Source organism: Candidatus Paceibacterota bacterium, assembly GCA_035452965.1.
Taxonomy (GTDB): Bacteria; Verrucomicrobiota; Verrucomicrobiia; order Limisphaerales; family UBA8199; genus UBA8199.
In genome coordinates, this window is the sequence record DAOTCE010000004.1 from 194,813 (window position 1) to 217,229 (window position 22,417).

Consider the following 22,417-nt stretch of genomic DNA (forward strand, 5'->3'; position numbering starts at 1 on the left):
TTACGAACTAGCGACAGCACTGGTTTCCGACGGGAGTTTGGCCGGCCAGCGAGCTTACTGCCTGGCGCTCTCGTCAAAAGTTTTTCGTTGTTCATGCAAACGGCGTCTTGCCGGGATCTAACCGGCGCAGACTGCTACCCCATTGAACGCCCAGTCGGGCGGCGACTGCTGGCGCGCGGCCCCGTCCTTCGCTGGCGCGGGTGTCAAGCGGGCCATCAATGCCGCCGTTCGCTCGCTGATGATCGCCCGGCAGCGGGCCAATTCCTGTTCGCGCTGGCGCACATTCTCGCGCACAATTGCTTCGAGGTGGTCCACGTTGTAAAGGTAAACGCTGTCGAGCTGCTCCACGTCCGGGGCGATGTCCCGCGGCACGGCGATGTCTATGAGAAACAGGGGGCGGTCCCGGCGCCGGGCCATGACCCGGGCCACTTCCTCGCGGTGCAGAATGGTCTGTGGAGAGCCGGTCGAGCTGACCACAATGTCCGCTGCGGCCATCGCCGGCAGGCAATCGTCGAAGCGAACCGCGCGGCCGCCGAATTCGGCGGCCAGGTTCAGCGCCCGGTCGTAAGAGCGGTTCGAGACAAGGATCGAGCGCGCGCCTTTCTTGGCGAGGTGCCGCACGCAGGCTTCGCCCATCTTGCCCGCGCCAAGGATCATGACCGTCCTGGTGGCCAGGTCCCGGTCGAAAATCCGTTCCGCGAGTTCGACGGCGACGCTGCCAACGGAGGTCGCGCCGCGGCCGATGCCCGTCTGGGTCCGTATCTCTTTCGCTGCCTGCAGTGCCGTCTGAAAGAGCCGGTTCGTCACACGGCCGGTCAGCTTGGCGGCCTGTGCGGCCAGGTAGGCTTGCTTGACCTGGCCGGTGATCTCGGTCTCGCCAAGCACCATCGAATCCAGGCCGCTGGCCACCGAGAAGAGATGCTCTATAGCCTCGGCCCCTTCCTTGACGTAAAGGTGCGCCGCCAGGTCGGCTTCGCCCGTGGAGAACTGCTCGAAGAGCCGCTGAATGTTGCCGTTGACCTTCTCCGCGACGCCGTAGATTTCCACCCGGTTGCAGGTGGACAGGAGCACCAGTTCGTCCAGGTTGCCGCCCACTTTCAGGCGGCAGCCGCTGCAGCGCAAGCGGGAGGGATGGACTGCCAGTTTCTCGCGCAGCTCCACTGGCGCGGTCCGATAACTCAATCCGGCAAGGAAGAGTTTCATGCAGCGGCGGCGGCAACGAGCAGAAAACCCGCCAGCAGCCTGTCTGGCAGGGGCCTCTGGCCATATTTTGGGATTGGACAAGCTAATTCAGGTCGCCTGTTAAGCATCGGCCAACAAGATTAGCCAGAAGCCGACATTCTGCTCGCCATCCCTTGCCTTTGTATTTGCATTTATTGCTATCCAAAAGCAAAATACGGAGCACTATTACTAATCTTACATTGCACATAAGAATGGTGTGCTTTATCGTGAGCCGGAAAAGGCGGCGAGTGGAAAGCCGCTAACAAACCAGGTGTGGCTGATGATTGTGGAAAGCTGTGGTTTTACGCGGGTTTCCGGGGAATACCGTTGGCGATCCGCCTTCTCGGCCTCCCCTTCTTGCCGCCTGCACCACCGCCGGACGGGCGAGGGCACCGTTCCGTTAGCCGCACGCCAGTGTTGGCTTGCGGATGGCTGGAGGATGGCTTGTCAGTGCGGTCAGATCCCGGTGTGTATCCCATGGGGAGCGATCCCCATGGGATACACACCGGGGTCGCACCGTGGTCAAGGCGGGGTCACCCGGTCCAGGCTCCCCAAACTGTCCATTTTTGAGACAGTTGGGGGAGTGGGAAGGGCTAAGTCGTTTACTTCACACTCCAAGGCCGGAGCCTTGGGTTCCAGCCAGCTTCACGCGGATGGGTGTGCAATTTCGAGGGCTAATCAGCGCACTTGTTCGAGGGGATTTCGTGCTTGGTGTGAGATGAATCAGGGCCAGCTATGGATGATGCGCTCCACTCCGCGCGGCCTCCGGCCAGAGCGCCTTCCGGCACGGGTTACGGTTGCGGGCGACTTCAGCCCACCTCGCGAACCATGTCGAAGCCGCCAAAGGGATTAGGCACGCGATTGGTGCAGTCGGGATCCTCGCACCACTGGCCGTCCACAATGAACAGGTAGCTGTGCTTGCCCTGCGGCAGCTTAAGGCTGGTCGTCCAGACGCCATCCTTGCCCTTTTCCATCACGAGCGCCTGTTGCTGCCACTCAGTGAAATCTCCTACCAGCAGCACGCTGGTCGCTGCCGGAGCGACGTAGCGAAACATCTGCATCTTTGGTTTCTTCGATCTTCGACTCACAAGACACTTTCCTTTCCTGATTACGGAGGCCCGACCCTCTGTATCTCCGTCCGTTCGAAGACGCCCGCCGTTTGGTATTTTCTGATACCATACTTAACCGGCGTGATGGGAGGCTCCATTCTCTCTAACCAAAAGCACTTTCACCCCTTCGCGCCCACGGGTCAACTAAGAATTCCTGATAGCGGCAAGGAATGGGCGGACGGCTCAGCGCATTTGGCGGGTTTATAAAGGTCCCGGGAAATTATAAGTGCAGAAGCGGGGCGAATGGTGTTTGCTTGAGGCGAGTTCATGAAACGCAGCCTAACACACAAACCACCGGGCGACGAGGTTTCCCACTTGCATGGCAGGTGGGTTGCGCCTTTAATGCCAGCGACAACCTAGCGAGGCCCTATGGACTTTCTTGTGTATTCGATCTGTTTCGGAGTCGGTTTGCTGTTCGCCATCGTCAGCGCGTTCCTGGGGCATCTGTTTGGCGGACACGATCTGGACACGGATGTGGGGACGGGGGGCCATGCCGAAGCCGGGTTCTCGGATACGGGCATGCCAGGCCTGTCGCCTTTCAGCCCTACCACCATTACGTCGTTTATCACAGCGTTCGGCGGCCTGGGTATGATCTTCACGAAGATCGAGACCACCAGCAGCCCCTGGGTCAGCGCGCCGCTCGCGTTGTTGGGCGCGCTGGTCATCGCCGCCGGGGTGGTGTGGCTGTTCGGGACGATCTTTCACAAGGTGGACGCCTCCAGCGAGTCGCGCGTGGCGACGCTGGTGGGCATGAGCGCGACGGTCATCACGCCTATCCCGGCGGATGGCGTGGGGGAAATCGCTTATGTACAGTCCGGCTCGCGCTACACCGCGCCGGCGCGCAATGAGCGCAACACCCCGGTGGCCGGCGGTCAGACCGTGAAGATCGTCCGCATCGTCGGCACCCAGTTCTACGTCACGGCCATCTGATGTGATTGACCCCGATAACCCTTAACTCCCGTTCAAACTATGCCAAATCATACCTTCTTCCTCGCTGAAGCCTTCCTCGGTGGCACCGTCGCCTCAGTGGTCGTCGGCCTTGTCGTCGTCATTGTGATCTTTGCGGCTATCTGGGCCAGCCGCTACGTCAAGGTCGGCCCGAACGAAGTGCTGGTGGTCTCCGGCCGCCGGCACCGCTACACCGATCCGGATGGGACGGCGCAGGTTCGCGGGTTCCGGGTGCGGAAAGGCGGCGGCACGTTCGTGATCCCCGTAATCGAGAAGGTGGACCGGCTCTCGCTGGAGTTGCTGACCATTGACGTGAAGCAGGAGCAGGATGTCTATACCAGCAAAGGCGTGCCGGTTCGCGTGGACGGCGTCGCTCAAATCAAAGTGAAGGGCGACGACATCTCCATTGCGACCGCCGCCGAGCAGTTCCTGAGCAAGAGCAACGAGGACATCAAGGAAATTGCCAACCAAACCCTGGAGGGGCACCTGCGCGCCATCCTGGGCACGATGACGGTAGAGGACATCTACCAGAATCGCGATGCCTTCGCCCAAAAGGTGCAGGAGGTAGCGGCTGGCGACATGGCGAACATGGGCCTGGGCATCGTGAGCTTCACCATCAGAGACATTCGCGACAGCCAGGGCTACCTGGACGCGCTGGGCAAACCGCGCATCGCGCAGGTCAAACGCGACGCCATTATCGCCCAGGCCGAGGCGGACCGCGACGCCACCATCCGTTCCGCCCAGGCCAACCAGGCCGGGCAGGAAGCCAAATTCCAGGCCGACACGAAGGTGGCCGAGGCGCAGCGGGATTACCAATCCAACGTCGCCCAGTACCAGGCGGCGGTGAACCAGAAGAAGGCCGAGGCCGACCTGGCGTATGACCTGCAGAAGTACAAGACCGGCCAGTTGGTCAAGGCGGAGGAAGTGCAGGTCAACATCGTCGAGAAGCAGAAGCAGATCGAGCTGCAGCAGCAGGAAATCCTGCGCAAGCAGCGCGAGCTGGAGGCCAACGTGCAGAAGCCGGCCGACGCCGAGCGCTACAAGGTCGAGACTCTGGCCAACGCCCGCAAGTTCCAGTTGGAGACCGAGGCCGCGGGCGCGGCGTCGGCGACCAAGGCGACCGGGTTTGCCAACGCCGACGTGGTCAAGGCCACCGGTGTCGCCGAAGCCGACGCCAATAAAGCTCGCGGTTTGGCCGAAGCTTCGGTCATCGAAGCGCAGGGCAAGGCGACCGCCGAAGCGATGCGCGTCAAGGCCGAGTCCTTCAAGCAATACAACGAAGCGGCGGTGGTGGAGATGATCATCCGCGTGCTGCCCGAGGTGGCCGGCAAGATCAGCGAACCGCTGGCCAAGACCGAGAAGATGGTCATCATCAACTCGGGCGCCGGCGTGGGCGGCGGCGCCAGCAAGCTTACCGGTGATGTGACGCAGATAGTCGCCCAGCTCCCGCCGGTGATAGAGAGCCTGACGGGCATCAAGTTCGAGAAGTTGCTCGAACAGGTGCCTGCGCTCCGGCAGTCGTTAGAGAAGGGCGATGAAAAGACGAAAGGAACCCCATGAGTAATGTTGACGCCTATTACCGAATAGCTTTCTTTCTGGTTGGAGGGCTGTTCTTCCTCGCCTGCTTCGTGTTCTGGGTGTGGATGCTCATTCACGCCATCAAGAACAAGGGGCTGAGCGACACCGAGAAGATCGTTTGGGTCCTGGTGATCCTGTTTGTGCATGTCATCGGGGCCCTGATCTACTTCTTTGTGGGCCGGCCCAAAGCGAGCGGCTAGCGGCCGCTACTGGCAGCGGCTATGCGGCTCTTTGAGGCCATCATAGACGCCAATCACCGCGCGATCGCGGGTGACCAGGCGGCGGGCCTGCGCCCGGCGGAGTTCCAGAGCGAGCTGCCCGTAGTGGCGCTGACCTGCATAGACGTGCGGCTCAACCCGCTGCTGCCGGAGGTGCTGGGCCTGCCGGAGGAGCAGTTCATCTGGCTGCGCAACGCGGGCAACGTCATCACCGGCCCGCTCAGCAGCACCATGCGGTCGCTGGCGCTGGCCTGCGTGGTCAAGGGCGGGAAGGAGATCGCCATCATCGGCCACACCGATTGCCAGGTCAGCAAGACGACGACCATGGAGCTGCTGGACCGGTTTCGGGCGTTGGGGATCGAGCGGAACCTGCTGCCCGCCAACGTGAACGAGTTCTTTGGCATGTTTGCCAGCCCGAGGGCCAACGTCATCAAGGCGGCGGACATCGTGCGCCAGAGCCCGCTGATCGGACCCAGGATTCCCGTCCACGGCCTGCTGGTGGACATCGAGACGGGCAAGCTGGAATGGCTCGTGAACGGCTATCAATCGCTCGACACGATGGCCACGCGCATGAACAGGGCCCTCGCCTCCGCCGGGCAGACCGTGGACGCCTTGAAGGCGCTGACCGACTTTGAGATCGGCGGGATCAAGTTCTCCGAGACGAAGATCGGCGACACGGTCACCAAGGCGGAGGACTGGCTTTCGGGAAAGCTCCGCGAACTGGAGATCCAACCTCCGCCGGTTGTGCCAGCCGCGCAGCCAGAGACTCCCTTGCTGCAGGCTTCGGCCAAAGCGTGGCTCCGGGAGAAGGAGCAGCAGAAGGCCGGTGTGCCGCCTAAAATTTCGCCTCCGACCCCCGCCAAGCCACGACTCCGTTTTCAAAAGAAGCCCCGGTGACCGAACAAGCCGTCAAACCCCGCCGAGGCTGCTTCTTTTATGGGTGCATCACCAGCCTGGTGCTGCTGGTGTTGCTGCTGGCCGCCGGGCTGATTGGCCTGCACTACATGAAAAAGCTGGTCAATCGCTACACCGACACCCAGCCGATGAAGTTGCCGGCGGTGCAGATGCCGCCGGGCGAAGTCCGCAAGCTGAAACAGCGGTTCGGGGCCTTCGAGCAGGCGGTCGGCGAGCACCGACCCGCCCCCACGCTGGCGTTGACCGCGGACGACATCAACGCGCTGGTCTCCAGTGTCCTGGAGCAGCAGCCCACGCAAGGCAATATTCATGTCACCCTCGAAGGCGATCGGATGCGGGGCCAAGTGAGTGTGCCGATGCAAGAAATCGGCTTGAGCATGTTCAAGGGCAGATACCTGAACGGCAGCGCGACGTTCAACCTAGCCTTCCGCGACGGCGCGCTGTTTGTGACGGCGCAGACCGTCACCGTCAAAGGCAAACCGCTGCCGGAAGCGCTCATGCAGGCAGTCCGGAGAGAACCTGGCGGCTCGCCTGGCCGGGGAACCGCGGGCGGTGGCCGTGCTGCAAGGGCTGGAGGATATCCGAATTCAGGAAGGGAGGCTCGTGATAGTGCCGAAGGAGAGGCAATGATGGTTCGCCTTGAAAACAGCGGAGTACTGTTCCCGGCCGCCTGACGCGCCATGACGCGCACTCCTCCGGCCCGCCCCGGATTAAGTGCCCAACAGTTGCTGCACGGAAATCCCCCGCAGTTCGAACAACCGGCGGATGGCGTCTTCGATAAGGTTGTTCGGACACGAGGCGCCGGCGGTGATGCCGACAGTGACCGGGCCCTTGGGAAGCCAGTCGCGGGTCTCGACCTCCTCGTGGCGCTGCTGGTTGTAATGGACGATCAGCTTGTCTGACTTCATCTTGGCGGCGTTCTTGACGAAATAGGTGGGGAGCTTGGCTTCGCCCATCTCCGCCAGGTGTGAAGTGTTCGAGGAGTTGTAGCCGCCGATCACGAGCAGCAGGTCGAGAGGCTCCTGCAAGAGGTTCTCCAGCGCGTCCTGCCGATCCTGCGTGGCGCCGCAGATCGTATCGAAGAAACGGAAGTGGCGGTCAATCTCCGCCTCGCCATACCTCTGCACCATGGCACGGCGCAGACGGCGCTGCACTTCCTCAGTCTCGCCGCGGAGCATGGTCGTCTGATTGGCGACCCCGATCGCGTTAAGATGGAGCTCGGGGTCAAAGCCGTCCGAGTAGGCCCCCTTGAACTTCTCCAGGAAGGCGGCTTTGTCGCCCCCGTTCACGATGTAGTCACAAACGCAATCGGTCTCGGCCAGAGTGAACACGACCAGGTAATGCCCGCCGCCGCTGGCCATCGCCTGAGAGCTGGTCGCCTTGGTTTCCTCGTGCCACGCCTTGCCGTGGATAATGCTGGTGACTTTGTCCTGGGAGTACTGCCGGACCCGCTTCCAGACACTCATCACGTCCCCGCATGTCGTATCCACAAACCGGCAGCCTTTGGCCTCGAGCTGGCGGCGCATTGAGACTTCGGTGCCGAAGGCCGGGATGATGACAATATCGTCCTTCTTCAGGTCCCCGATGTCGGCATCCTTCTCCTTGCCGGAGAGGGACTTGATGCCCATGGCGCGGATCTGGTCGTTGACCTCGGGGTTGTGGATGATCTCGCCGAGGATGTAAATGGGCTGGTCCGGGAAGACCTTGCGCGCCGCGTACGCCAGGTCAATGGCCCGCTCGACGCCGTAGCAAAAGCCGAATTCCTTGGCCAGTTTGACGGTCAGGTCGCCCGCCGAAAGCATACGCCCACCCCTGCGAATGCGCTCGACCAGGTCGCTGCGATAATGCGACAGGACCTGCGCCTGCACTTCGGCCATGACATCAGGACGGCGAAGGTTGATCTTTTGCGCCGCCAGGAGCGCTTGGGTTGACATGCTACAACCAGTGTACCACCAACCCGCGCGCCGTCCAGCCCAATCCCGGCGGCGGCCCGTTTGTCCTCTCGGTCGTGGGTTCCAGCAAATCGTTGTGTCCTTGGCGGCGGTTTGCGACTAGATTCACCACACAAAGAAACTATGCGCCCACAAACTGTGCTCTGGATTTACATCGTGCTGCTCGTCATTGGCGGACTTATTGGCTTTCTCAAAGCCAGGAGCAAAGTCTCTTTGATCATGTCGGTCGCCTTTGCGGCCGCGCTCAGCCTCTGTGCGGCGGACGTCATCTTCCAACCCTATGTCGCCGACATACTGCTGGCTGCGCTGCTGGTGGTGTTCGGCCTGCGACTGGTGAAGATGCGGAAGTTTATGCCGGCAGGGCTGATGCTGGTGGTAACAGTCCTCGCGCTGGTGTTGCGCCATCTCCGCTACTGACTGCATTTCGCCTGCGAAATGTGAATCCGGCGTCGCTCCCCATTTGGCAGATCCATTCGGCCGTTGTCGAGACCCTGCGGCTGGGCAATCGGCTGGTGTTGGTGGCGCCGACTGGCTCCGGCAAGACCACCCAGGTCCCGCAGATGCTGCTCGATGCCGGGCTGGCCGGGCAGCGGAAGATTGTTGTGCTCCAGCCCCGCCGCGTGGCGGCGCGTACGGTGGCCGCCCGCGTCGCCTGGGAGCGTGGCGCCAGGCTCGGTGGGGAAGTCGGCTACCAGATTCGCTTTGACGACCAGACCAGCCTCGGCACCCGCATCAGCTACGTGACCGAAGGAATCCTGCTGCGATGGCTGCAGGACGACCGCGTATTGTCCGAAGTCGGGGTAGTGATCTTCGACGAGTTCCATGAGCGCAACCTGCTGAGCGATGTTGCGCTCGCGCTGGTGAAGCAGTTGCAGCGAACTGCGCGTCCCGATTTGAAGGTGGCGGTTATGTCCGCCACGCTCGAAGCGGAGCCGGTGGCGGAGTATCTGAGCGGGGGCATGGAGGAAACGCCTGTCCTGTATTCCGAGGGGCAGAGCTTCCCGGTAGAGGTGCGCTATTTGAACCAGCACGACGAACGGCCCGCCTCGGAGCAAGCCGCCGATGTGGTAGAGCAGATTGTCAACGCCGGCGAGCCGGGCGACATCCTGGTCTTCATGCCGGGCATGGGCGAAATCAACGCTACCATCGCGGCAGCCCGAGCCAGCCGCACCCGGGAGCGCCTTGCGCTGATTCCCCTGCATGGCGACTTGCCGCCGGAACAGCAGGACCTTGCCTTCGCGCCCAACGCATTGCGCAAAGTGGTGGTGGCCACGAACGTCGCGGAGACGTCAGTCACCATCGAAGGCATTCGCCACGTGGTGGACAGCGGGCTGGCCCGCGTCGCGCGTTATGACGCCGAACGCGGCATTGGCACACTGTTCATCGAGCCTATCAGCCGGGCATCCGCCGAGCAGCGCAAAGGGCGCGCCGGACGCACCGCTCCGGGCACCTGCCACCGGCTCTGGACCGAAAGCGGGCAGTTAAACCGGGCGGAGCGAAACACGCCGGAAATCCAGCGGAGCGACCTGGCCGAGGTAGTCTTGCTGTTGCATTCCCTGGGCATCAAGCGCGCCGCGGAGTTCGATTGGCTGGACAAACCGGACGCCCAGGCAGTGGAGCGGGCGGAGCAGTTGTTGGTGACACTGGGGGCGCTACGGGATGACCAAGGCACGACAGACGATTCTCGCAACAGACCGCAGACGGGGGCGTTAACCATCAACCACCGGCCGCCAATTGCCGCCGACCTGACGCCGGTTGGAAGGCAGATGCTCAAGCTGCCGATGCACCCGCGCTACTCGCGCATGCTGGTGGAGGCCGCCAAATTCGGCTGCGTGCCCTCGGCAGCGTTGTGCGCGGCGCTGGTCAGCGGGCGCGACATGCTGGTGCGGCCCGGCCGCAACGACAAGCACATCCAGGAGGCACGCGAACTGTTCGAGGCAAGCCGGGAATCGGATTTCCACACCCTGCTGCGCGCCTACCACTTCGCGAAGAAGAACAACTTCAGCATCGAGACCTGCCGCCGCTACGGCATCCACGCTCAGACGGCGCGGCAGGTGGAGCAGGCCTTCGAGCAGATTCTGCAGATCGCAAACCAGCAGGGTCTGTTGCGCAGCGAGGGCGAAAGCCCCCTGAAGGAGGATGACGCCGGGGCGCGACACGCAGGACGTGACGCGGCGCCGGCAGATCCCCTGCCGCGCTGCATCATGGCGGGGTTCATTGACCAGATCTGCCTCCGGCATGACCAGGGAACACTGGACTGCGACCTGACCGAGGGACGGCATGGCACGTTGATGCGGGAAAGCGTGGTGCAAAACGCGCCGCTGTTTGTGGCAGCGACCATTCGCGAGGTGACCGGGCGCGGTTCGGAGAACCTGACGCTGCTGGGACTGGCTACCGCCGTGAAACGCGAGTGGATTGAGGAGACCTTCCCGGAGCAAATCACAGTTAAGGTGGAGCACCTCTATGACCGCACCCACAAGCGCGTTGCCGCCGTCAAACTGGTGCGCTTTCGCGATCTGGTCATCCACCACGAGCACCAGCGGGACGTGGACCCGAGGGCTTCCGGCCGATGCCTGGCCGAGGCATCGCGAAAGGGCTGGTTCGAGCTGCCGATGTTCAATCACGAAACCAAGCAGCTCATCGGCAGGGTCAACCTCGTGACGGCCGCCATGCCGGAGTTGGAGTTTCCGCCCTTCGACGAGGCGGCCATTACAAACTGTCTGGCGCGCGCGTTTGAAGGTCTGACCCTGGCCAAAGAGGCGCAAGCCACGGCGCTGCGCGACGCCTTTCGCCAGGCCCTGGCCAATGAACAGCTCGGTTGGCTTGATGAACTCACCCCAACGAGCCTCGCCTGGCCGGATGGCCGGAAGATGAAGCTGCTGTATTCCGAGCGCGCGCGGGATGAGGATGCTCAGCCGAATGCTCCGGAACTGCAGGTGAAACTACACGAATGTTTCGCGCTCAAGGCCCATCCGCATGTCTGCGAAGGCCGCTTGCCGGTGAAGCTGTGGCTCTGTGCGCCCGACGGCAAACGGCTGGAAGCAACGTTCAACTGGACGGCGTTCCGGTTAAACACCTACCCGAAGCTCAAGCCCGCTCTCCAGAAGAAGTACCCCGGCGTGCCCTGGCCCTGACTATTCCTGCCTTGACCGCGAATTGCCGCGGGCCATCAAGTCATCCACCAACCTGGATAGCTCAACCAAGTACTCGTCCCCGCGCGGATGATGGGTGAGCGCCACAAGGATGTAGTGTCGGCCGGGGCCGGTAATTACCGCCGAGTCGTGAAACCAGTCTTTCCACGTGCCCCACTTCCGGATGATTTGCACGTCACGCCCGGCCAGGCCCTTCACAAACTTGATGTCGTCGTGCGGGATGTCCGGGGAGGCGAAGATATCGCGCATGGCTTGTGAGGCTTCGGGGGAGACAAGCTTGCCCTGTTCGAGCAGCAGGTAGTACCGCAACAACTGGCGCACAGTGGCCGCGTGCGAATGATCGCCGAGCGGATCGCCAATGCGTTCGCCGCCGCCGCCGTAGTGCCGGCCCACCCAAATTCCCCCGCCGTGGTTGGTGTCATAGAAGTGGTACGAGTTGAGCACTTCCTGAATCTGCCGCAGCCCCAGTTCGCGCGAGAACTTCGCCGCCATTTCATTGCTGGAGGCCTTGGCCATCAGCCCCAGATCATGCCGTGTTTGCGGATCGAGGCGAGCCGCCGCCTCCGGACGCAGTTGGAAGTACGCCAGCAGAATACCCACTTTCGCCACACTGGCCGCGTAGTCAATCCGGTCGGGATGAACCATCGCCAGCCGCAGACGCTTCAAATCCAGCACTCCCACTGCCGCCTGCTCCGTCGTCATTTCCAATTGGCCGCGCAACCGGGCGTCAATCGCTTCAAGCTCGCCCTGCAACGTCGGGTCTGTCGGGGTGTCGTAGTCCAGCGTGTAGGTCTTGAGCGAAGGCGTCTCCCGCACGCTGGCCGATTCGCAAGCCGGCAAGCACAGCACGATCGTTAACAACAGCCAATTACGAATTGGAGTCCTGCTCATGGTTGCGCGACACATAGCGGCCCGGCGGCTGGGGCCGGATTTGGGGGCTCGAACTTCGGACGGCGCTAGCGCACATCCTCGCCCAGCTCGACGTTCCAGTACGCCAGGTCAATGAAGTGCTTCCAGCTATCGTGCTGGTGGAGCGTGAAGTTAATCTGAACGAAGGGCCGCCATTTCGGCCGCTTGGGCTTGCGAATGAGGCGCATGCCGGCCTCCTGCGGCGAACGGTTCGCCTTGAGCGTATTGCACTCGATACACGAACATACGATGTTCTCCCACGACGTCGGGCCGCCGCGGTCACGCGGAATCACGTGGTCCAGGTTCAAGTCCTTGCGGTCGCAGGTCTTGCCGCAGTACTGGCACGTGTTCTGATCCCGCTCGAAAATATTGTGCCGGGTGAATTTGACCTCCTTCTTGGGCAGGCGGTCATAGACGATCAGCAGAATCACGCGCGGCACCCGGATGCGGAAGGAAATTGTGCAGACCGATTCCGGGTGCGGCTCCTGCACAGAGAGGTGGTGCCACTCGGTAAAATTGAAGGTCTGGAAGGAACCGTCGCTGCGGTTGAGCACAGCCTGTGCGTGGCCCTGAAACAGGAGTGTCAGCGCCCGGCGCGCCGTGCAGATATTCACCGCCTGCCAGAGTCGGTTAAGCACCAGCACATGTTGGTTGAGCACAGAACCCATAACTGATCCAACTCGGCCAAACTACACAAACCGCTAATTCATGTCAACGCAGGCTCTGGCCCGGCCCAATGCGGCCTAGAAACAGGGTCTTGATTGGGACCTGAAGGGACCTTGGTCCAAGGCTCAACTCCGGGAGCACAAGCGTCCCCCTGGAGTCTGACTTGGGGAATGTCCCGAGAAGTCCGGGATTGTGATGATGTGGACTCTTAACTACCCCAGGAAGGCGGCGTGCACTGCCTTCATCGCGTGCTCCGCTTTGGCGAGGTCAACCACCACGGAGATCTTTATTTCGCTGGTGGAAATCATGTCAATGTTAACCCCTTCGCGTGCCAGCGTATCGAACATCCTGCCGGCAACACCGGTGTGGCTCTTCATGCCCACACCGACAATAGACAGCTTGCCGATCTTGTCCGTGGCGATGACCTTGCCGAAGCCAATCTCCGCCTGGAGCCCGTCAATGACCTTCTGGGCCTTGAGCAGATCGGGCTTGTCCACAGTGAATGAAAGGTCGGTGGCCAGGGCACCGCTGCCGTGGCTGATGTTCTGCACGATCATGTCCACGTTCACATTTGCGTCGCCGATGGCCTTGAAAATGCGGGCGGCCACGCCGGGTTTGTCGGGCACGGCCACCAGCGTGACCTTGGCCTGGTTCTTGTCGAGCGAGACGCCGCGCACGACGACGTCTTCCATGTTCCTGGTTTCCTCTTTCACAATGGTTCCTGGATTTTCGTTAAGGCTGGATCGGACTTCGAAGATAACGCCGAACTTCTTGGCGAATTCGACTGAGCGGGACTGCATGACTTTCGCCCCGAGGCTGGCCAGTTCGAGCATCTCGTCGTAGGAGATCTCTTCCATCTTCCGGGCGGCGGGCACGATGCGCGGATCGGCGGTATAGACCCCATCCACGTCCGTGTAAATCTGGCACAGATTGGCCTTGAGCGCCGCGGCCAGGGCGATGGCCGTCAGGTCTGAACCGCCGCGGCCCAGGGTGGTGACCTGACCCTCGGTGGTTTGGCCCTGGAAGCCCGCGACAATGACCACATTGCCCTGGTTCAGCAGATCGTGGATTTTCTTCGGCGTGATGTTCTGGATGCGGGCTTTGGTATGCACGCCGTCGGTGACAATGCCCGCCTGCGCGCCCGTGAGCGACACGGCAGGGAGCCCAAGCCCGTGCAGCGCAATGGCCGTCAAGGCAATGGTCGTCTGCTCACCCGTCGCGAGGAGCACGTCCATTTCGCGGTCGTTGGGCAAGGGCATGATTTCCCTGGCCAGCTTGATCAAATTATCCGTGACGCCGCTCATCGCGGAGACCACGACCACGACCTGGTCGCCTTTGGCGCGGTACTTGGCCACGCGGGCGGCGACGTTCTTGATCCGATCGGTGGTGCCGACCGAGCTGCCACCGTACTTTTGGACGATCAGCGCCATAGGCTCAGAAGTCTTCCACCCGGATCATCACGGGCGGGTTCCTGACCACGGCCAGCCTGCCGATCTTCTTCAGCGCGCGGGTCACCGCCCCATTGGGCGCGTCGTGCAGCATAAGGATCAGCGGCACGCTCGCCCCCTCACGGCTTTCGGGCTGGATCACGGACGAGATGCCGATGTGGGCCCGGCCAAAGATGGCCGAGATTTGGGCCAGCACGCCGGGCCTGTCCACGACGGCAAGCCGCACGAAGTAGCGGGAGACGACTTCGGCAATCGGCACCACCGCGCCGTCGCGCTCGTGCGGGACGAACGGCGGGACGCGGTGCTGGGTGCCAAACTTCAAATCCAGCGCGGCGTCCGCCACATCGCTGAGCACGGCGCTGGCGGTGGCGTCTTTGCCCGCGCCGCGGCCATAGAACAGCGTGTCACCGACCACGTCCCCGCGCACGAATACCGCGTTGAAGACATGGTTCACCCCCGCCAACACGTGCGTGTTGGGCACCAGCGTCGGATACACCGATACCTGGACGCGTGCCGAACCGGCCCGCCCGCTGCTTTGCGATCGACCCTCGACCTTCTTGATAATCCCCAGCAGTTTGATGGTGTAGCCGAGTTGGTTGGCAAACTGGATATCCGCGCGCGTAATCGCACGGATGCCCTCGACGCAAATCCTGTTGGGCTTCACCCAGAATCCGTGCGCCAATGAGGCCAGGATGCCGATCTTGTGTTGGGCGTCGTAGCCGTCAATGTCGAGCGACGGCTCTGCCTCGGCGTAGCCCTGCGCCTGCGCGTCCTTGAGCACGGCGTCGAAGTCGGCGCCTTCGAGCTTCATGCGGGTCAGGATGTAATTGCAGGTGCCGTTGACGATGCCATAGAGGTGAGTGATGCGGTTGCCGACAAAGCCTTCGCGCAGCGCCTTAATGATCGGAATGCCTCCACAGACGCTGGCTTCGTAGTAAAGATTGGCGCCGTATCGCCGCGCCGCGGCGAACAACTCCTCCCCATGCTCGGAGAGAAGGGCCTTGTTGGCGGTGACCACCGGCTTGCCGAGCTTCAAGGCTGTCAGGATCATCGTGCGGGCGATGGTGGTGCCCCCGACCAGCTCCGCCACGAGATTGACCTGCGGGTCGTTGACGACGCTCTGCCAGTCCGTGCTCATGGCGGACTTTGGAATCCGGTATGGGCGCGGTTCGTCAAAGGCTTTGACGGCAACTTTGCGGACATTGACCTTCACGCCAATGCGCGAAGCCATGAGGTCTCCATTGAGCTGGAGGGCGTGAAAAACGCCGCTGCCCACGGTGCCGCCGCCGATCATTCCCAAGTTTACGTGCTGCATAAATTACCCGAACGAGCAGCTTGCCGGTATTTCGGCCCGCGGACAATGAATTTCTGGGGATGGCTAAGTCAGCAACAGGAAGCGCGGACCGCTCCCCTCGGGCTGTGACAGTTGCCTGACCACCGTTGTCCAAGGTTCACAGGGAATCCGATTGCGAGTACCTGGCGGGATGCCTGGTCGCGCCTGCACCCGGCGCACTCTTTTAAGGGCAGCTGTCTTCTTGGCAGAAGGGCGCCCAGAGTCGGCAGAGGACCTTTTACGCTCCCGGAAGCAGCCCCACGTTTTTCAGATAATCGAAGGCGTAGATCCCCGTGGCGTGTCCATCTGCCCAGACCGGTTGCACCGCGTAGGTTCCCACCCGTTCGAGCCGCACGAGTTTGAAGGATGCCGGCGACAGCGGATGATCCGGGCCTTTGTAAACATTGCCCATCACATCCATCTCCCCCTTGCATCCGGCGCAAGGGCAGGCCCGGCGGAGTTTCTCCAAAGCGATAAAGCTCTCGCTGCCATCCTCCCATCTGATAGCCAGTTCCTCGCCGATCTGTTCCACGTTCAACGGCCGCATACGCGTCACACTAACTCGACCAGTCGCGCCAACTCCGCGTCCGTATTATAGCAGTGCGGCGACACGCGGATATACTGACGCCCCTTCCGATCTCCCCGCAGGGATGTCACCACACCGGCATCGCTGAGTCGCTGGTGCAGGGCTGCCAGGTCCGGCCCCGACCGGTGGAATGAGATGATGCCGCTCCCGTTCTCAGCCGGGGCCTCGGGCTGCAAGACCTCATAGCCTTTTGCCTGCAAAGCGGGCACCAGCCACGCCCGTTTCCGCAACAGCTCCCGCGCGATGTTCGCCACGCCCAGCTCCAGGATCAGCTCCATTGCAGTCACGAGCCCCACGATGCCCAGCAGGTTTTGCGTGCCCGCCTCATACTTGTGCGAGCCGGTCCGCATGACAATTTGCTCCTGCGCAACGAAGTTGGGGCACCGCACATTGTTCCAGCCGTAGATGGGCGGGTTGATGCGCTCCTGCACGGACCCGCGCACATACATCACCCCCGCCCCGCACGGCCCGAGGAGCCATTTGTGCGCATCCGCCGCCAGCAGGTCCACCTGTTCGACCGTGGTCGGGAACGCTCCCAGCGTTTGAATCGCGTCCAGACAGAACAGGATATGTCGCTCGCGCAGGTACTTGCCGATGGCCTGGAAATCAATGCGGTAACCGCTGATGAAGTGGCACGACGCCAGCGCCACCAGCCGGGTATTCTCATCCACCTGCCCTGTGACGTCCTTGGTCCGGATCACGCCCAGCCCCCGCGTGTTCATCAGCCGCACCTCCACCCCCTGGTCCGCCAGCGCCATCCAGGGATAGACGTTGGATGGATAATCCTCAAAGTAGATAAGAATATTGTCGCCACGCCGCAGCTTCAGGCCGCTGGCCAGGAAACTCAGCGCCAGCGAAGTTGGCCCCACGAACGCCACTTCATCGCTCCGGCAATTCAGAAGTTGCGCCGCGGCCTTGCGTCCCCGCTCCAAAATGGCCGGATAGACAAACTTCTCCTGGTCGCCGGTCGTGGCCTGCCGGGCGTAGTCCGCAACCGCTTCCGCCACCCGCCGCGGCAAGGGACAATCGCCCGCATGCGCGAGGAAAATCTTATCACGAGTCACGGGAAACTCATGGTGGCGCAGCTCTTCGTTGCTTAGAATTTCGGCCAAAGTCATAGCCTGAAGCTATGGATTTAACTCCTCCTCGCAAGGTCTGAATGCGCAAGTGTTCGACCCGGAGGTCCATTTGAAACCCATTTCCCCGAACGGCCCCATCTGCTACGCTCCGGCCATGAGACGACCAGCAACTGTGTTGTTTGCCGCGGGACTTGCCCTGCAGGTCTGCGTCGGCGCTCCCCACCCCAAGGATGACGGCTATCGCGGCATCTGGTATTACAATCAGGGCACCAAGGACGAGTATAAGTTCAAGTACAGCGGCGGGATGGCCACCTACCCCCAGCAGCATGAGCCCATCGCCATCTACAGTTCGCCGGCGAACAAGACCTTCTTCTGCTACGGCGGAACCACCGCCCGCGACGGCAACGGCAAACAAGAGCTGCTGCACATGGTCTCGTATTACGACCATGCCACAGGCCAGGTTCCTCGCCCGACCATTCTGCTGAACAAGCACACCAGCGACGCGCACGACAATCCGACGATCTCCCTCGACGCCAAGGGCTATGTCTGGATTTTCTCCTCCTCCCACGGCACCTCGCGGCCATCTTACATACACCGCAGCAAGCAGCCCTACTCCGTGGATGAATTCGAGCAGGTGCTGGAGACGAACTTCTCCTACACGCAGCCCTGGTTCATTCCGAAGCGGGGTTTCCTGTTCTTGCATACGCGCTATGACAGCGGGCGCAACCTCTACTGGATGACCAGCCCCGACGGCCGCGACTGGAGCGAACCGCACAAGCTGGCCAGAATCGAGATGGGCGATTATCAGGTTAGCTGGTGCGCGGGCTCGCGGGTGGGCACCGCTTTCGACTACCATCCGTCGCCCACCGGCCTGAATACCCGCGCCAACCTATACTACCTTGAGACCACCGACTTCGGCCGCACCTGGCGCAATAGCGCGGGCAAGCGAATCGTCACACCGGTCACGAACGCCGCCAACGCCGCTCTCGTCTATGACTCCCGCAAGGAGGGCCTGCTGGTTTACCTCAAAGACGTGAACTTCGACGCCCGGGGCCGTCCCGTCATACTCTTCCTCACGAGCAAAGGCTTCGAGCCCGGCCCAGCCAATGGCCCGCGGGAATGGAAGACTGCGCGCTGGACGGGCAGGAAATGGGTCATCCACCACTTGACGACCTCTGGCAACAACTACGACCACGGCTCGCTTTACCTCGAGCGGGACGGGACCTGGCGCGTCATCGCCCCGACCGAACTCGGCCCGCAACCCTATAATCCCGGTGGCGAAATGGTCATGTGGACCAGCACGGACCAGGGCGCGAGTTGGAAGCGCCAAAAGCAGCTTACCGTCAGCAGCCCCCGCAACCATTCTTACGCGCGCCGTCCGGTCAACGCCCACCCGGACTTCTATGCGCTTTGGGCTGATGGCCACGGCCGCCAGCGTTCCGAATCCTTCCTCTACTTCACCAATCAACGCGGCGACCATGTCTGGCGTCTGCCGCAATCAATGACCGCAGATTCCGCCATACCCGAGATGGCCTGGTAGCCGGACGCAAGCCATTTCCGGCAAAGCCTGACAACCGGCGCAAGCGCATCAATGGCTCAGGCCCTTCCGCCCAAGAGACCTTCGTGGAAGAACACCGGATGATAGCCATGCTCGGTGACCCAGCGGATGGCCGTATCCAGCCTTTGGCCGTGGTCGGGGACATAATGGGCATAGAACGGCCAGAAATACTGTTCGTGCGTGAACAGATCCATGATCTCCGCCTGGTTGGGGTCGGCTGCCAGTTTCTCCAGGGCCGGAACGATGTCTGCCACCGGGGTGTTGTTGCAGATGAGGTCCACTTTGGAGAAGACGATTCCGCTGTCGAAATCCATGAGGGCGTCGTGGCGCGACAGATATTCTGAGCGCTCATCATCCACGCGGTAGTTGATGTCCCAGCGTCCGTTTGCGAGCCGAAAATACCCGCTGAGCACGCGGACGCCGCGTTCATGGAGCGGTTTCAGGGCGGTCGGATCCACCATTGCCCAATGGATGACCGTCGGCGGCGAGTAGGTTGCCTTGCCCGCAAAACGAACAATCTGCTCGGCCACTCTGTCCAGGTCAGCAATCAGCTTGTTGGCGGGAGCGTTCTGATAAGGGCGGTCGGGATCGTTCGCATGCGCGTGGAAGGCCAGCTTGAGCCAATCCGCGTTTTCATTCCACTCTCCCCGGTATCGGTCCGGAAACTGCGTCAGGTCAAATCCGTCCCCCGTCGTGTAATAGATGTTCAGGACAAACCGCGTCCCATAGCGGGCATGCAGATCGCGCAGAAGTTTGAGATAGAAGCAATCGAACAGAGAGGCGTACTGCTTCTGGAAGACGTCGCGCAGGAAGAAGCTGTTGTCGTCAATGGAGAAACGATAGCGGGGCTGGGAATGCCGGTCCCACAGAACTCGCACCTGGTGCTGGCGACGCCCAAAGTTCCCGTCAGTCACAGCGGTAATGGTGTTCTCCTTTTGGCGGAGAATAAGCTCGGCAGTGAATTGCCGGCCTTCGCGCCGAGCCGGGGCTCCATTCACCGTCACCCGGTCGAGCACGGGCGCCTCGCCGGTGACCCGGATCTTGAGCCCTCCGGGCACCGCCTCGCCCAGCCTCTTGTTCAGCACCGCGCCATGATAGGGCTCGATGATTCTCAGTGGTTCAGCGGCGCCCCCAAAGGCTTGGTACGCGCCCCCCAAAACCAGGCCCGAACCGGCCGCCGAGACCGTCTGCGCAAACCGCCTTCTACTCATCAATCGGTTGTTCATGTGAAGTTTGGGGTGACTCTGATTTTTCTCCGTATTTACCAGGTTCACTTGCCGGTCGGTCCACCCGCCGAGGACATTGCGGTGCTCAGGGCCAATAGATCGCTGCGGGCCTGAGCAAGAGCGGTTTGGACATTGCCTGCGTTGGAGGTGGCGGTGCTGACCAGCGGCTTCACCGATTCGAGCCCGCCCGCGGTGAGATCCGTGACCAGCGCCTTGCGAATTTCCCGCAGGTAGTCCAGGTGCGACCACAAGGCGCCCTGAGCCTGGGCGTATTGGTTATGCACGGTGGTAAACTGGTTGTTAACCTCCGTTCTGCGAGCCTGGCTGGAGCTGCGAACGTCCGTATTGGTGATGGTGGTAAGTTGCTGGTCCCAGGCGTTGAAGAAGGTGGCATTGTCGCGCACAAGATGGCCGCCCGTGGTTCCACCTTGATTGGCGGCTTCCACCAACCGGTCCAACGCGGAACTGAAAGATTGGAACTGCGGCTTAAGGTCGGCGGCGGGGTTGCTCACCAGGTTGTTGAGCGCCGCCATGGTACTCTCCAGCATCTGGCTCTGCTTTTGAACGTGCACGGCGGCCGCGCGCGCCGTCCCCGCAGCCTGGTCTCCGGGCTGGTACACAGTGGTTCGGCAGCCCGCCACCAGGGCCCCGGCCAGCGCCAGGGTCGCCGCCAGCAGGATTTGCCTGGATGCCCGCGATTTCCTCGATTGGTTTGTGTTCATGGCCTGCACAGTAGTTCCGTTGTCTGGTTCCCGCAATTCAACACCTGACTGGTCACCCGCCCGGGCACTCGAATAGTCTCTTTAGCTGGCGGATGGCGGACTCGGCGAGCTTCTCGGCGCAGCCTGGCGCGTAAGCCGTTGCGCCGGGAGTTACCTCATAGCCGCCCTGTACGTAGGCTTCGCGCGTCGGCAGATAACCCACCGCATCGTTCGCCAGTTCAATCACGATGGTGTGCTCCGCAGGACTGGCTTGTTGGATGGCCAGGCCCGTTTCGCAAAAGACCTCCCCGGGCATGCCCACAATCCCCACCGGCCCGATCCGCAGGGCCATGACCTCAACCCGGTCGGGCGTCGCCTGCTGCTCGCGCATCCGCACCCAAAGCGGCGCTCCGCTCTTGAAATCCAGCCCGTCCATGCCCGCCGGCTTACTCTGCCGACCCGTTTCCAGGAAGCGCTTCGCTTCGGCAAAAAGGTTGTCGGGTATCTTGAATCGCTCCAGTTCGACCGACTCCCGCGACGCCAGGATGGCATCCCCCGCCACCGGCACGCGCGCCCGCAGAGCTTGAGCGACCGCCGCCGCCAGCACGTAGCCCACACGTTGGGCTGTAGGGTAGCCCCGCCGGGGACTGGCAGGGTCGGCGTAGTTGATGTGATTGACATTGGCGCAGCAGCCGTTGAAGAACAGCGTCGTGAAGTCCTCTCGCACGATCCTGCGCAGCGCCTCATCCAGATACCCGATGTAGTCCGCCGAATAGAGCCAGTTCTCGTAGTCCAGAATGGCCGGGTGCAGCCCGAAATTCACCAGTCCCGCCGTTGGCAGGCCGCCGTCTTCCACCGTGAGCACGAGGACCCTGGGATCAATCGGCCCCAGGCAATCCAGCACGAAACCGGGCGCCAGTTCCTCCCAATTCATGTGTGTCTTGCCGTCACGGCATCGCAGCCGCCGGTTGAAGGAAAGGGAAGACTCGCTGGCATAGCCAGCCTTCACCATCGCAGTCCTCAAGTTCTTATCCGCGCGGATAGCCGCTTCCGCGGCGTGCTTCAGGAATACCTCGATCTCCGCATCGGTGGCCGCGGGAGTCTGGTACAACGAAACGGCAGCCGGCCCGCCGTGCGTGTGCGACGCGGCGATAAGGATGTTCTCCGGCGAGAGGGCGGTGTGCGCCGCGATGTGCTCGCGCATCATCCGGGCTTGCGCGCGGTTGAGCATGCACAGATCCAGCGTCAGCAGGGCCACGCGCGGCCCCGCCTGATTCGCCACCACCATGGCCCGCGCGCGCAAGGGATCATGCGTGCCCCGCGCCGCGTAATCATCCCGGATGTGACCCAGCAGAGGCAGCCCCGGTGGGGGCGTGAAATCCACCTCAGCCACGCCAACTTTGAGCTCCGACATGGCCTTTAGTTACCAATAACCGCGCGGCGGTGCAAAGGGGATTACTCAGCCGCCGAACAAGCCAGCTGACGTTGGCAGTTACGCTTCCCTGGATCCCACAATCCACCCTGATAGCCGCCCCGGTGAGACCACGCTGTCATACCTGCGATTCCCCGGTGTGGTTCCCATGGGGGCCGACCCCCATGGGAACCACACCGGGGTCCCGCCGGATTGGCACCGTCTAAACGCCGCGCTGGCTTGGGCACGGGGTGCCTCTGGCTTGGGGGGCGGACAGAGCCGTCAGTTGAGGCGGCATTAGGCAGCCTTCTCAAACCTACCCCGTTAGACCTTTTACCGGATGGTGTCTTGCCAGAGGGGGGCCGGAAATGGCCAGGAACGGCCATTTTGGCAAGGGAATGGCAATT

The 22,417-nt window shown here is 62.1% G+C and carries 20 protein-coding genes; 8 read left to right on the forward strand and 12 right to left on the reverse strand.

Going from position 1 to position 22,417, the window contains the following annotated elements; all coding sequences use genetic code 11:
* Positions 1-117 precede the first annotated feature (117 nt).
* Entirely contained in the window at positions 118-1,203 is a 1,086-nt protein-coding gene (hemA, locus tag P5205_05880) for a glutamyl-tRNA reductase (GenBank protein ID HSA09882.1), read from the reverse strand.
* An 827-nt stretch (positions 1,204-2,030) separates the two neighbouring features.
* On the reverse strand, positions 2,031-2,309 hold the full coding sequence (locus P5205_05885; GenBank protein HSA09883.1) for a glycogen-binding domain-containing protein: 279 nt from the start codon (positions 2,307-2,309) through the stop codon (positions 2,031-2,033).
* A gap of 390 nt (positions 2,310-2,699) precedes the next feature.
* Between P5205_05885 and P5205_05890 the strand changes: the two genes are divergently transcribed.
* The 5 genes from P5205_05890 to P5205_05910 are packed head-to-tail and all read left to right on the forward strand — an operon-like array spanning position 2,700 to position 6,663.
* Positions 2,700-3,260 carry an NfeD family protein gene (locus P5205_05890; protein HSA09884.1) on the forward strand — a complete coding sequence of 187 codons (561 nt, stop codon included), beginning with the start codon at positions 2,700-2,702 and terminating at the stop codon, positions 3,258-3,260.
* A gap of 39 nt (positions 3,261-3,299) precedes the next feature.
* Complete coding sequence (locus P5205_05895; GenBank protein ID HSA09885.1) at positions 3,300-4,838, forward strand: SPFH domain-containing protein; 1,539 nt, start codon at positions 3,300-3,302, stop codon at positions 4,836-4,838.
* Positions 4,835-5,056, forward strand: a complete 222-nt coding sequence (locus P5205_05900; GenBank protein ID HSA09886.1) for a PLD nuclease N-terminal domain-containing protein — start codon at positions 4,835-4,837, stop codon at positions 5,054-5,056. The genes P5205_05895 and P5205_05900 overlap by 4 nt, the downstream gene beginning before the upstream one ends.
* A gap of 21 nt (positions 5,057-5,077) precedes the next feature.
* The gene (locus tag P5205_05905; protein HSA09887.1) at positions 5,078-5,971 is read left to right on the forward strand and encodes a carbonic anhydrase; all 894 of its coding nucleotides are present in this window, start codon (positions 5,078-5,080) and stop codon (positions 5,969-5,971) included.
* Positions 5,968-6,663 (forward strand): hypothetical protein, encoded by a 696-nt coding sequence (locus P5205_05910; GenBank protein HSA09888.1) that lies wholly within the window; start codon positions 5,968-5,970, stop codon positions 6,661-6,663. The genes P5205_05905 and P5205_05910 overlap by 4 nt, the downstream gene beginning before the upstream one ends.
* Before the next feature lie 36 nt (positions 6,664-6,699).
* Here the strand turns inward: P5205_05910 and P5205_05915 are convergent, their stop codons facing one another.
* Positions 6,700-7,923, reverse strand: a complete 1,224-nt coding sequence (locus tag P5205_05915) for a 4-hydroxy-3-methylbut-2-enyl diphosphate reductase (GenBank protein ID HSA09889.1) — start codon at positions 7,921-7,923, stop codon at positions 6,700-6,702.
* 141 nt (positions 7,924-8,064) lie between these two features.
* On the opposite strand from P5205_05915, the gene P5205_05920 reads away from it, so the two are divergent.
* Complete coding sequence (locus P5205_05920) at positions 8,065-8,358, forward strand: TMEM14 family protein (GenBank protein ID HSA09890.1); 294 nt, start codon at positions 8,065-8,067, stop codon at positions 8,356-8,358.
* A 20-nt stretch (positions 8,359-8,378) separates the two neighbouring features.
* The gene (locus P5205_05925) at positions 8,379-11,075 is read left to right on the forward strand and encodes an ATP-dependent helicase C-terminal domain-containing protein (protein HSA09891.1); all 2,697 of its coding nucleotides are present in this window, start codon (positions 8,379-8,381) and stop codon (positions 11,073-11,075) included.
* Here P5205_05925 and P5205_05930 read toward each other — a convergent pair whose 3' ends face one another.
* From P5205_05930 to P5205_05955, 6 genes are all read right to left on the reverse strand, one after another.
* The gene (locus tag P5205_05930) at positions 11,076-11,984 is read right to left on the reverse strand and encodes a serine hydrolase (GenBank protein HSA09892.1); all 909 of its coding nucleotides are present in this window, start codon (positions 11,982-11,984) and stop codon (positions 11,076-11,078) included.
* Between the two features lie 65 nt (positions 11,985-12,049).
* The gene (locus P5205_05935; protein HSA09893.1) at positions 12,050-12,670 is read right to left on the reverse strand and encodes an HNH endonuclease; all 621 of its coding nucleotides are present in this window, start codon (positions 12,668-12,670) and stop codon (positions 12,050-12,052) included.
* Between the two features lie 210 nt (positions 12,671-12,880).
* Complete coding sequence (locus tag P5205_05940) at positions 12,881-14,098, reverse strand: aspartate kinase (protein ID HSA09894.1); 1,218 nt, start codon at positions 14,096-14,098, stop codon at positions 12,881-12,883.
* A gap of 4 nt (positions 14,099-14,102) precedes the next feature.
* On the reverse strand, positions 14,103-15,431 hold the full coding sequence (locus P5205_05945; GenBank protein HSA09895.1) for a homoserine dehydrogenase: 1,329 nt from the start codon (positions 15,429-15,431) through the stop codon (positions 14,103-14,105).
* Positions 15,432-15,687: 256 nt separating this feature from the next.
* A complete protein-coding gene (locus P5205_05950) occupies positions 15,688-15,996 on the reverse strand; it encodes a DUF971 domain-containing protein (protein HSA09896.1) in 309 nt (102 codons plus the stop codon).
* Between the two features lie 5 nt (positions 15,997-16,001).
* On the reverse strand, positions 16,002-17,153 hold the full coding sequence (locus P5205_05955) for an aminotransferase class V-fold PLP-dependent enzyme (protein HSA09897.1): 1,152 nt from the start codon (positions 17,151-17,153) through the stop codon (positions 16,002-16,004).
* Positions 17,154-17,268: 115 nt separating this feature from the next.
* On the opposite strand from P5205_05955, the gene P5205_05960 reads away from it, so the two are divergent.
* Complete coding sequence (locus P5205_05960) at positions 17,269-18,654, forward strand: BNR-4 repeat-containing protein (GenBank protein ID HSA09898.1); 1,386 nt, start codon at positions 17,269-17,271, stop codon at positions 18,652-18,654.
* Positions 18,655-18,710: 56 nt separating this feature from the next.
* Here the strand turns inward: P5205_05960 and P5205_05965 are convergent, their stop codons facing one another.
* From P5205_05965 to P5205_05975, 3 genes are read right to left on the reverse strand one after another with little or no spacing between them, the layout of a single operon-like run.
* Positions 18,711-19,898, reverse strand: a complete 1,188-nt coding sequence (locus P5205_05965) for a hypothetical protein (protein HSA09899.1) — start codon at positions 19,896-19,898, stop codon at positions 18,711-18,713.
* Positions 19,899-19,942: 44 nt separating this feature from the next.
* Positions 19,943-20,620 (reverse strand): DUF2959 family protein, encoded by a 678-nt coding sequence (locus P5205_05970; GenBank protein ID HSA09900.1) that lies wholly within the window; start codon positions 20,618-20,620, stop codon positions 19,943-19,945.
* A gap of 52 nt (positions 20,621-20,672) precedes the next feature.
* A complete protein-coding gene (locus P5205_05975; protein HSA09901.1) occupies positions 20,673-22,013 on the reverse strand; it encodes a neutral/alkaline non-lysosomal ceramidase N-terminal domain-containing protein in 1,341 nt (446 codons plus the stop codon).
* Positions 22,014-22,417 lie beyond the last annotated feature (404 nt).

Bases quoted from the DNA above. Each gene is read 5' to 3' on its own strand.
- P5205_05955 (HSA09897.1), bottom strand. From the start codon at position 17,153: ATGACTTTGGCCGAAATTCTAAGCAACGAAGAGCTGCGCCACCATGAG.
- P5205_05965 (HSA09899.1), bottom strand. From the start codon at position 19,898: ATGAACAACCGATTGATGAGTAGAAGGCGGTTTGCGCAGACGGTCTCG.
- P5205_05975 (HSA09901.1), bottom strand. From the start codon at position 22,013: ATGTCGGAGCTCAAAGTTGGCGTGGCTGAGGTGGATTTCACGCCCCCA.
- P5205_05890 (HSA09884.1), top strand. From the start codon at position 2,700: ATGGACTTTCTTGTGTATTCGATCTGTTTCGGAGTCGGTTTGCTGTTC.
- P5205_05900 (HSA09886.1), top strand. From the start codon at position 4,835: ATGAGTAATGTTGACGCCTATTACCGAATAGCTTTCTTTCTGGTTGGA.
- P5205_05950 (HSA09896.1), bottom strand. From the start codon at position 15,996: ATGCGGCCGTTGAACGTGGAACAGATCGGCGAGGAACTGGCTATCAGA.
- P5205_05905 (HSA09887.1), top strand. From the start codon at position 5,078: ATGCGGCTCTTTGAGGCCATCATAGACGCCAATCACCGCGCGATCGCG.
- P5205_05895 (HSA09885.1), top strand. From the start codon at position 3,300: ATGCCAAATCATACCTTCTTCCTCGCTGAAGCCTTCCTCGGTGGCACC.
- P5205_05970 (HSA09900.1), bottom strand. From the start codon at position 20,620: ATGAACACAAACCAATCGAGGAAATCGCGGGCATCCAGGCAAATCCTG.
- P5205_05940 (HSA09894.1), bottom strand. From the start codon at position 14,098: ATGGCGCTGATCGTCCAAAAGTACGGTGGCAGCTCGGTCGGCACCACC.
- P5205_05920 (HSA09890.1), top strand. From the start codon at position 8,065: ATGCGCCCACAAACTGTGCTCTGGATTTACATCGTGCTGCTCGTCATT.
- P5205_05935 (HSA09893.1), bottom strand. From the start codon at position 12,670: ATGGGTTCTGTGCTCAACCAACATGTGCTGGTGCTTAACCGACTCTGG.
- P5205_05915 (HSA09889.1), bottom strand. From the start codon at position 7,923: ATGTCAACCCAAGCGCTCCTGGCGGCGCAAAAGATCAACCTTCGCCGT.
- hemA (HSA09882.1), bottom strand. From the start codon at position 1,203: ATGAAACTCTTCCTTGCCGGATTGAGTTATCGGACCGCGCCAGTGGAG.
- P5205_05960 (HSA09898.1), top strand. From the start codon at position 17,269: ATGAGACGACCAGCAACTGTGTTGTTTGCCGCGGGACTTGCCCTGCAG.
- P5205_05930 (HSA09892.1), bottom strand. From the start codon at position 11,984: ATGAGCAGGACTCCAATTCGTAATTGGCTGTTGTTAACGATCGTGCTG.
- P5205_05945 (HSA09895.1), bottom strand. From the start codon at position 15,431: ATGCAGCACGTAAACTTGGGAATGATCGGCGGCGGCACCGTGGGCAGC.